Origin of the sequence: Streptomyces sp. NPDC007162 (assembly GCF_040634175.1) — a bacterium.
Classification (GTDB): domain Bacteria; phylum Actinomycetota; class Actinomycetes; order Streptomycetales; family Streptomycetaceae; genus Streptomyces.
The window spans coordinates 1-1,022 of sequence record NZ_JBEYFC010001072.1 but is presented as its reverse complement, the minus strand read 5'-3'; the positions used below and the strand labels follow the sequence as shown (position 1 = coordinate 1,022).

Genomic DNA, 1,022 nt, shown 5'->3' with positions numbered 1-1,022 from the left:
GTACAGGGTCAGGCTAGCCCGCCCGCGCGGCCGCCCAGTCGCCGATCCTGGCCAGCAGGCGGGCGTCGGCGGCTGCCAGGACCCCGGCGCGGCCCTCGCTCTCCCGCATGACCAGGGACCAGGTCCAGTACACCTTCGGCCCGGCGATCTCCCGGCGGACCAGGTCGGGCGGCAGCGGGACGGTCTGTCCCTTGGGCGAGTTGAGGACGGGGCGGGTGCAGCGGCGGACGTGGTCGAAGAAGGCGGGGCCGGTGACCGCGCCGTCGGATATGCGCACGGCGCGGGCGCCGACGGCCTCGGTCAGTTCCGCTGCGTACTCGTTCCAGGAGGCCCAGGAGGTGACGTCGTCGTCGATGAGGACGTCGACGTCACCGTCGCCTCGCTCCTGCACCACCTGCGGGACCACCCGCCGCATCTGCCGGGATGGGGTTTCGGCGGTGTGGGCGCCGGCATCGCACTGTCCGGCCTGCTGGTCCTGGCCCTGCGGTCGGTCGCCGACTGGCGGGCCGCCTGGTGGGCGGCCGCCGCGCTCGCCGCGGTACTGGCCGCGGCCTCCTGGAACCTGCGGCCCGAGGACGCACCGGCCGCCGCTCCGGCCGGGGACCGGCCGACGGTCCGTGCCCACCGCTGGTTCGGTGCGCTGTTCGTCAGCTACTTCCTGGAGGGCCTCGGCTACATCGTCGCGGGGACCTTCCTGGTCGCGGCGATCGGCCAGGGCTCCCCGGGCTGGGCCGGCAGCGGTGCCTGGGTACTGGTGGGGCTGGCCGCCGTACCCTCGGCGGCGCTGTGGGCCCGGCTGGGGCGCCGGTGGTCCCGGCCAGGCCTGCTGGTCACCGCGCTGGTGGTGCAGGCGGTCGGGATCGCGCTGCCCGCGCTGACCGGGAGCACGGCAGCGGCCCTCGGCTCGGCGGTGCTGTTCGGCGCCACGTTCCTGGGCGTCAGCACCCTGGCCCTGGCCACGGGTGCGCTGCTGCGGTTCCCCCGCGCCGTCGCCCTGCTGACCGCCGGGTACTCCGTCGGCC

General features: G+C 76.0%; 2 pseudogenes. One reads left to right on the top strand and one right to left on the bottom strand.

The features are described 5' to 3' along the window. Positions 1-13: 13 nt before the first annotated feature. Positions 14-370, bottom strand: a pseudogene (locus ABZ646_RS47240) (LysR family transcriptional regulator); the annotation flags it as partial. A gap of 6 nt (positions 371-376) precedes the next feature. Here ABZ646_RS47240 and ABZ646_RS47235 point away from each other — a divergent pair. After that, positions 377-1,022: pseudogene (locus ABZ646_RS47235) on the top strand (YbfB/YjiJ family MFS transporter); the annotation flags it as partial.